This window comes from Bradyrhizobium tropiciagri (assembly GCF_018130545.1).
Classification (GTDB): Bacteria; Pseudomonadota; Alphaproteobacteria; order Rhizobiales; family Xanthobacteraceae; genus Bradyrhizobium; species Bradyrhizobium tropiciagri_A.
The window spans coordinates 184,129-192,500 of the sequence record NZ_JAFCKF010000004.1 but is presented as its reverse complement, the minus strand read 5'-3'; the positions used below and the strand labels follow the sequence as shown (position 1 = coordinate 192,500).

The following is an 8,372-nucleotide window of genomic DNA, read 5'->3' as shown; positions in this document are numbered from 1 at the left end:
GCCGCAGGTTCCCCTACGGCTACCTTGTTACGACTTCACCCCAGTCGCTGACCCTACCGTGGCCGGCTGCCCCCTTTCGGTTAGCGCACCGTCTTCAGGTAAAACCAACTCCCATGGTGTGACGGGCGGTGTGTACAAGGCCCGGGAACGTATTCACCGTGGCGTGCTGATCCACGATTACTAGCGATTCCAACTTCATGGGCTCGAGTTGCAGAGCCCAATCCGAACTGAGACGGCTTTTTGAGATTTGCGAAGGGTCGCCCCTTAGCATCCCATTGTCACCGCCATTGTAGCACGTGTGTAGCCCAGCCCGTAAGGGCCATGAGGACTTGACGTCATCCCCACCTTCCTCGCGGCTTATCACCGGCAGTCTCCTTAGAGTGCTCAACTAAATGGTAGCAACTAAGGACGGGGGTTGCGCTCGTTGCGGGACTTAACCCAACATCTCACGACACGAGCTGACGACAGCCATGCAGCACCTGTCTCCGGTCCAGCCGAACTGAAGAACTCCGTCTCTGGAGTCCGCGACCGGGATGTCAAGGGCTGGTAAGGTTCTGCGCGTTGCGTCGAATTAAACCACATGCTCCACCGCTTGTGCGGGCCCCCGTCAATTCCTTTGAGTTTTAATCTTGCGACCGTACTCCCCAGGCGGAATGCTTAAAGCGTTAGCTGCGCCACTAGTGAGTAAACCCACTAACGGCTGGCATTCATCGTTTACGGCGTGGACTACCAGGGTATCTAATCCTGTTTGCTCCCCACGCTTTCGTGCCTCAGCGTCAGTATCGGGCCAGTGAGCCGCCTTCGCCACTGGTGTTCTTGCGAATATCTACGAATTTCACCTCTACACTCGCAGTTCCACTCACCTCTCCCGAACTCAAGATCTTCAGTATCAAAGGCAGTTCTGGAGTTGAGCTCCAGGATTTCACCCCTGACTTAAAGACCCGCCTACGCACCCTTTACGCCCAGTGATTCCGAGCAACGCTAGCCCCCTTCGTATTACCGCGGCTGCTGGCACGAAGTTAGCCGGGGCTTATTCTTGCGGTACCGTCATTATCTTCCCGCACAAAAGAGCTTTACAACCCTAGGGCCTTCATCACTCACGCGGCATGGCTGGATCAGGCTTGCGCCCATTGTCCAATATTCCCCACTGCTGCCTCCCGTAGGAGTTTGGGCCGTGTCTCAGTCCCAATGTGGCTGATCATCCTCTCAGACCAGCTACTGATCGTCGCCTTGGTGAGCCATTACCTCACCAACTAGCTAATCAGACGCGGGCCGATCTTTCGGCGATAAATCTTTCCCCGTAAGGGCTTATCCGGTATTAGCTGAAGTTTCCCTCAGTTGTTCCGAACCAAAAGGTACGTTCCCACGCGTTACTCACCCGTCTGCCGCTGACATATTGCTATGCCCGCTCGACTTGCATGTGTTAAGCCTGCCGCCAGCGTTCGCTCTGAGCCAGGATCAAACTCTCAAGTTGGACTTGAAACCTTTGAACCGGCTGATCACAACGTTTGACGAGGTCCCACCATTCTTCGTCGACCGAAGTCTCCGAGCCGCCCGCGATTCACATCGTTGGCAGCGATGGTGTAACCTTTAAACGTGTACCGCCGAAGTCTTTCGTCCACTCTCAGAAGTCAAAAGCCGAAGCTTTCGAGTATCCCGAGAGACGCAAGGACTCCGCCGTCCACGTTTCTCTTTCTTCATCTTCACTTGTCAAACAGCCCGGGATCAGACGACCCCACACCCTTAGAGGGTGGTTCTACCCTTCACCGGCAGACAGTGAACCTCAACCGATTTATGTCGGCTGTTGTGTCACTCATCTAAGTGAGGAGCATCAGAGGCGCGTTCGCTCGCCTTGGTCAGTGACCCGGCGGCGCCGCGCTCAGTGGTTGGTTTATAGTCCCCACCCCTCGGGATTGTCAACGCCCATTGTCAACAAATCGTCGCACGCCGAAATCGCTTGTGCAGTGCGAAGAAATTCCCGTGCTTTCCGTGACTTAGGCCGGAGGTAAAAATTCGCCATCCAACCCGCGTGGTAAAAAACTTCAAAAAAAGTTTGTCGTCAGGAAGCCCGTCAGGCCCCTCGGGAGGGGTTCCAGGCCGCCCCAGGCGGGGCGGCGGCGCCGACCTGCAACCTGCTTCAGGAAACTTTTCCACCCTAAATGCCGCACTAGAGCCACAATCCTGCGACGATCTCGCTATAACGAATGCAATGAACCGCTCGAAACCTGTGGGGGCTCGGGTGGTTTTTCAGGGGGACCAGGCGATTTCTTCGAGAACCCGTCGCCTCTTCCCTACGCGGCCGAGCAATATCGAGAGATCTGCACACCATTGACGTTCGAGAGTGCGGCCCGCAAATGGCCTTCGTCTCTTCGACTTCGATGCGTGTGGCTCGCCACACTGCCGAGATTCCTCCTCGGAGGATCAAGGTGGAGATGAGGACGAGCAGAGGACGATCGCAGTTGCTGGAATTTGGGGGGATACAGGGTTGAGCCAACGGGCGTCACGCGGAAGCGGCATTGGGCGCGAGACCGGGATGATCGATCTCGGTCACGAACCGCCGCTTTCAGTCGACGGCACCGAGGCCGCGGTGATCGATCGCCGCCGTGTCTCCGTACAATGGTTTAGCGGCACCATTCTGACCGGACTCTGTGGCGCGGCCCTGATCGGCGGCGCCGTTTTTGCGTCGCTCGACGGCGAGATGACCTTCGCCAAGGTGCCGGAGCGCGTCGAAGGCGCGCTGCGTGGCGCCTTCACCGGCACCGATCGCGTCGTCAGCCTGCATAAGGGTGACCGCCTGCCGCCACCGAGCGAATCCTCCGCCTCCCGCAGCCTGGTGCGCGTGTCGACCGTGACCCGTGTCGGCAATCGCGACGTGATGCGGGTGCGGCCCTTCATCCGGATTTCCGGCAATCTCTCGATGACCACGAGCGATCTGTCGTCCAAAATTCCACCGTTCAATGCACAGCGTCTGTTGACCGATGTCGGCTCCGAGACGTCGGCGGCGACCGAGGATCCGAACGCGGCCGATGCCGCCGAGCCCGACGCCGAGGTCTCCTTCGTCACCAAGGATCTCGGCTCGGTGCTGCCGAAAGCCAAGCTCGCCGCCGTCGTCGCGCTCGACGACGTGCTGATGCGGGTGCGCGACGCCGCCAATTGGCGCGGCTCCGGCAATTCAGTGCGCTACGCCTCGCTGGCCAATGCGACGGCCGATGCCAGCGGCGCCACCCCCGACATGCGGATGGCCTACGCCACCGAGGGCAATACCTCCGATCCCTATGCAGGCTTCGAGACCCGCGTGGTGCCGGAAAACGTCACGCTGCTGCCGAAGACCAAGGAGCAGGTCACCGGCGGCAATCCGGTCGGTGAACGGGTTCACGTCGTCAAAAAGGGCGACAGCATCACCTCGATCCTGCGCGATCAGGGCGCGACGCCCGACGAGGCGAAGGCGATTGCCGCAACGCTCGGCCCGCGCGGCCGCGACGGCGGCCTGAAAGAAGGCCAGAAAGTGCGGATCCTGATGGCGCCGGCAGCGCCCGGACCGAATGTCAGGCTGCAACCCTATCGCGTCATCGTCGCCAATGATTCCGTGGTCGAAGCCGTCGCCGCTTTGTCCGATCTCGGCAAATACGTCGCCGTCGACGTGCAGAGCATGAACACCACGACCGACACCGCCGACAATTCCAGCGACGATGACGAGGATGATGGCAGCGGCGTGCGGCTCTATCAGAGCATTTACGAGACCGCGCTGCGCAACAAGGTACCGCCGACCGTCATCGACGACATGGTCAAGATCTACTCCTACGACGTCGATTTCCAGCGCAAGGTGCAGCCCGGCGACTCGTTCGACGTGTTCTATGCCGGCGAAGACGAAGGCGTCACCAGCACCGAAAAGACCGAAGTGCTGTACGCCGCGCTGACCGTCGGCGGCGAAACCAAGAAATACTACCGCTTCCAGAGCTCCGACGACGGCGTCGTCGACTACTATGACGAGACCGGCAAGAGCGCGAAGAAGTTCCTGGTACGCAAGCCGGTCAACAACGCGATCATGCGTTCGGGCTTCGGCGGCCGCCGCCATCCGATCCTCGGCTATGTGAAGATGCACACCGGCGTCGACTGGGCCACCGCCTACGGCACGCCGATCTTCGCGTCCGGCAATGGCGTGCTCGAGAAGGTCGGATACGAGGGCGGTTACGGCAAATACATTCGCATGAAGCATGCCAATGGCTACGAGACGGCCTACGGCCACATGTCGGCCTTCGCCAAGGGCATGGAGATCGGCAAGAAGGTGCGGCAGGGCCAGGTGATCGGCTTCGTCGGCTCGACCGGCCAGTCGACCGGCCCGCACGTCCATTACGAGATCCTGGTCAACGGCCGATTCGTCGACCCGATGCGCGTGAAACTGCCGCGCGGCCGCTCGCTGGAAGGCCCGATGCTCGCGAGCTTCGAACAGGCCCGCGATAAAATCGAAGCCCAGATGTCCAGCCGCGGCAGCTCGCGCATCGTCTCGGATGCGACAAGCTCCACGTCGCAGACCCGCTCCATCACCACCAATCGCTGACGGCGGAACCTGCCTCAGGCCGTTCCGCACGGAACGATCCGCCCTCGATTCGGCTTGTCCCGGGCTGAGCAACCCCCTGCAGAGGAGGCACGCATGGCCAGCCTCACCCGTGATGACGTGTTGAAAGCCGTCGGCAACGCCGACGATGTCACGATCGCCAGGATCATCGCGTCAGGCGCAACGATCACCGAGCTTGCCGAGGCACAGGCCTGGCTCGCCAATGACGAGCCGCTGATCAATGAGGGCAGGCCGCTGGCCACCGGCCGCGCCCGCGAGCTGGTCGACATCCTCTCTGAGCTCGAGCCCGTGGAGGACGAGCCGTCACCGCCCATCGCCCCGCAGGAATGAGAGCCTACGGCGCAAGGCTCGCGCAGATCAGGAAGACGATCCCGATTGCGGTCAGCCCGAACGCGACGGCTGCGAGCGGCAGCAGCATGTCGATCGTGGCATGGGTGCTGTTGATCGTGCTGCCCCAGACTGCGAATTCGCCTTTCCGCCACTCGCGGAACGGGATCGATCGCGGATGCGGGTCGTGCCGGTAGTCGTATCTCTGCCAGATCTGCGACAGCAGCCATGGCAGAAGCACCGCGACAAACAGGAGCACGGTCACGAACATCAGCGCCAATTCGACGTCATTGTTCTGGCGGTCGAACAAGATCCAGGCTGACAGCACGAACCATGCGACCAGGCCCGCGGCTGCGCCGTAGACACGGGGATGAAGATCGTCATAGACGGGCCGGTTATGGGCAATGAGTTCTCTGCTCATGCAATTCGCCTTCTGCTGAGGGCGACCGGCGGTGTGGCTTTGCAGGATGATGCAAGGTGGCGCGCGAATCAGCGATCCGGATTCGCAGCCAAATACTTCCTTTGCAGCTGCGCGGGACGTTGCCACGCCAGCCGATCATTCAGGATGAAAACGAACGCCGTCGACCGGCGGTTTCATTAAAACCGGTCCATAAATCGGACCGCCGGACAGGAACCCCGCCAGAGGTGGATGCGGCCTGTCGCCAGGCCGCATCCAGTTTCGTTACGGGTACACTCAGTTCAGCTTGCGCTTCGAGACCGGAGCGTCGAACTGCACGATCTCGGCGGTCTTGGAGACCTGACCGTTGAAGGTCAGCACATTGCCTTTCACCGAAATCAGCACGCGATCGCCGTCCTTGACCTCGCCGGCGAGGATCATCTCGGCCAGCGGATCCTGCACGCTGCGCTGGATCACCCGCTTCAACGGACGGGCTCCGTAAGCCGGATCCCAGCCTTTCTCAGCGAGCCAATCCCGCGCCTTGGCGTCGAGCGTCAGCTCGATCTTGCGATCCTCGAGCAGCTTGGTCAGCCGCGCGAACTGAATCTCGACGATGCGGCCCATCTCGTTGCGCTGCAGCCGATGGAACAGGATGATCTCGTCGATGCGGTTCAGGAATTCCGGCCTGAAATGCGCTCGCACGACGCCCATCACCTCATCGCGGACCGCCGCGGTGTCCTCGCCTTCCGGTTGATTCACCAAAAACTCCGAACCGAGGTTCGAGGTCATGATGATCAGCGTGTTGCGGAAGTCGACGGTGCGGCCCTGACCATCGGTCAGGCGGCCGTCGTCGAGCACCTGCAACAGCACGTTGAAGACATCAGGGTGCGCCTTCTCGATCTCGTCGAACAGCACGACCTGGTAGGGCCGGCGTCGAACGGCTTCGGTCAGTGCACCGCCCTCGTCGTAGCCGACATAGCCGGGAGGCGCGCCGATCAGCCGCGAGACCGAGTGCTTCTCCATGAACTCGGACATGTCGAGGCGAACCATCGCGGTCTCGTCGTTGAACAAATCAGCGGCGAGCGCCTTGGTCAGCTCGGTCTTGCCGACGCCGGTCGGCCCCAAGAACATGAACGAGCCGGTCGGCCGGTTCGGGTCCTGCAGGCCCGCGCGGGCACGGCGCACGGCGGTTGCCACCGCACGCACGGCTTCGGCCTGGCCGACGACGCGCTTTGCGAGCGCATCCTCCATTTTCAGGAGCTTGTCCTTTTCGCCCTCGAGCATCTTGTCGACCGGCACGCCGGTCCATCGCGAGACGACCTGCGCGATGTGGTTGGCGGTGACCGCCTCCTCCATCATCTCGCCGCCGTTCGGCTTGCTGCTCTCCTGCGCCTCGATATCGGCGAGCTTCCGCTCCAGCTCGGGAATTCGGCCATAGGCCAGCTCGCCCGCCTTCTGGAATTCGCCGCGCCGCTGCGCATTGGCGAGCTCGACACGGAGCGCATCGAGTTCGCTTTTCAGCTTCTGGGCGTTGGAGAGCTTGTTCTTCTCCGCGCTCCAGCGCGCCGTCAGCGCGGTCGACCGCTCCTCGAGCCCGGCGAGCTCCTTCTCCAGGGTCTGGAGCCTGCTCTTCGAGCCGGAATCGCTCTCCTTCTTCAGCGCCTCCTGCTCGATCTTCAGCCGGATGATGTCGCGATCCAGCGAATCGAGCTCTTCAGGCTTGGAATCGACCTGCATCTTCAGCCGCGCCGCCGCCTCGTCCATCAGGTCGATGGCCTTGTCGGGCAGGAAACGGTCGGTGATGTAGCGGTTCGACAGCGTGGTCGCGGCCACCAACGCGGAGTCGGTGATGCGCACGCCGTGGTGCTGCTCGTATTTGTCCTTCAGGCCGCGCAGGATCGAGATGGTGTCCTCGACCGTCGGCTCGCTGACATAGATCGGCTGGAACCGGCGGGCCAGCGCCGCATCCTTCTCGACATGCTTGCGGTACTCGTCGAGCGTGGTCGCACCGATACAGTGCAGCTCACCGCGCGCGAGCGCAGGCTTCAGCAGGTTCGACGCGTCCATCGCGCCGTCGGTCTTGCCGGCACCGATCAGCGTGTGCATCTCGTCGATGAACAGGATGATGCCGCCCTCGGCGGTCGAGACCTCCTGCAGCACGGACTTCAGCCGCTCCTCGAATTCGCCGCGATATTTCGCGCCGGCGATCAGGGCGCCCATGTCGAGCGACAGCAGCTTCTTGTCCTTCAGGCTCTCCGGCACGTCGCCGTTGAGGATGCGCAACGCCAGGCCCTCGACGATGGCGGTCTTGCCGACGCCGGGTTCGCCGATCAGGACGGGATTGTTCTTGGTTCGCCGCGACAGCACCTGGATGGTGCGGCGGATCTCCTCGTCACGGCCGATCACCGGGTCGAGCTTGCCGTCGCGCGCGGCCTGGGTCAGGTCGCGGGCATATTTCTTCAGCGCGTCATAGGCATTCTCGGCGGTAGCACTGTCCGCGGTGCGGCCCTTGCGCAGAGCTTCGATGGCCGCATTCAGGTTCTGCGCCGTGACGCCACCCTTGCTCAGGATGGAGGCCGCCTCGCTGCCCTTCTCGAGCGTGAGCCCGAGCAGCAACCGCTCGACGGTGACAAAGCTGTCACCGGCCTTGTCGGCGGCCTTTTCCGCCGCATCGAAGGCGCGCGCCAGCTCCGGCGACAGGTAGACCTGTCCGGCACCGTTGCCCGAAACCTTCGGCAGCTTGTTCAGCGCCTCTTCGGTCGATTTCAGGATCGCTCTGGAATTGCCGCCGGCGCGGTCGATCAGACCACCGGCGAGCCCCTCATTATCGTCCAGCAGCACCTTCAACAGATGCAGTGGTGAGAACTGCTGGTGACCGTCGCGCATTGCGAGCGATTGGGCAGACTGGATGAATCCGCGCGCGCGCTCGGTGTACTTCTCAATGTTCATTCGTTTTCCCTCGGCCTGCCATCGTCACCCATTCAGGCATGACAACAGCATCTTCATTGGGTTTCCGCGGGCCGCGTTGACGTTCCTCAACCAGCCTCTGGTCGTCGCCATCATTTTTCAGGC

General features: G+C 61.8%; 4 protein-coding genes and 1 rRNA gene (1 of these 5 running past the window's edge). 2 read left to right on the top strand and 3 right to left on the bottom strand.

Annotation, left to right across the window (positions count from 1 at the left end; genetic code table 11):
- Positions 1 to 1,474: ribosomal RNA gene (locus JQ616_RS18540) — 16S ribosomal RNA — on the bottom strand; it reaches 15 nt to the left of the window's first position.
- Positions 1,475 to 2,485: 1,011 nt separating this feature from the next.
- Between JQ616_RS18540 and JQ616_RS18535 the strand changes: the two genes are divergently transcribed.
- Positions 2,486 to 4,558, top strand: a complete 2,073-nt coding sequence (locus tag JQ616_RS18535; RefSeq protein WP_212016692.1) for a M23 family metallopeptidase — start codon at positions 2,486 to 2,488, stop codon at positions 4,556 to 4,558.
- Between the two features lie 93 nt (positions 4,559 to 4,651).
- Positions 4,652 to 4,906: a hypothetical protein gene (locus JQ616_RS18530; protein ID WP_212016690.1), complete on the top strand. Its 255-nt coding sequence runs from the start codon at positions 4,652 to 4,654 to the stop codon at positions 4,904 to 4,906.
- Between the two features lie 4 nt (positions 4,907 to 4,910).
- Here the strand turns inward: JQ616_RS18530 and JQ616_RS18525 are convergent, their stop codons facing one another.
- Positions 4,911 to 5,324, bottom strand: coding sequence for a hypothetical protein (locus JQ616_RS18525; RefSeq protein WP_212016688.1), 414 nt, complete (start codon positions 5,322 to 5,324; stop codon positions 4,911 to 4,913).
- Positions 5,325 to 5,597: 273 nt separating this feature from the next.
- Positions 5,598 to 8,249 (bottom strand): ATP-dependent chaperone ClpB, encoded by a 2,652-nt coding sequence (gene clpB / locus JQ616_RS18520; RefSeq protein WP_212016686.1) that lies wholly within the window; start codon positions 8,247 to 8,249, stop codon positions 5,598 to 5,600.
- Positions 8,250 to 8,372: the final 123 nt, after the last annotated feature.